Annotated in this window: 1 protein-coding gene; it reads left to right on the top strand. The window is 64.9% G+C overall.

Annotated features, from left to right (window positions below; all coding sequences use genetic code 11):
* Positions 1-368, top strand: a 368-nt coding sequence (locus QME71_11145) for an excinuclease ABC subunit B (GenBank protein MDI6858854.1), incomplete at both ends; no start/stop codon positions are given.

Below are 368 nucleotides of genomic sequence, written 5' to 3'. Positions count from 1 at the left end.
CTACGGGCTCGGCAACCCGGAGAACTTCCGGAGCATGGGATTCGAGCTGAAGGTGGGGGATGCGGTGCCGAGGAACGACATCCTCCAGCGGCTGGTCGAGATCCAGTTCGAGCGGAACGACATGGAGCTCCAGCCGGGCCGCTTCCGCGTGAAGGGGGACGTGATCGACCTCGTCCCGGGCTACTTCAACAACATCATGCGGATCGAGCTCTTCGGCGACGAGGTGGAGCGGATCCGCGAGATCGATCGCAATACGGGGGCGGTGAGGGAGGAGCTGAAGTACTTCTACGTCTACCCGGCCCGCCATTTCGTCACGCCCGAGAGCGCGCGGGCGCGGGCGGTACAGACCATCCTCGCGGAACTGGAGC

Source organism: Dehalococcoidia bacterium (genome assembly GCA_030018455.1).
Classification (GTDB): domain Bacteria; phylum Chloroflexota; class Dehalococcoidia; order DSTF01; family JALHUB01; genus JASEFU01.
The sequence above is the reverse complement of the archived record's forward strand: the minus strand, read 5'-3'. Positions and strand labels throughout refer to the sequence as shown.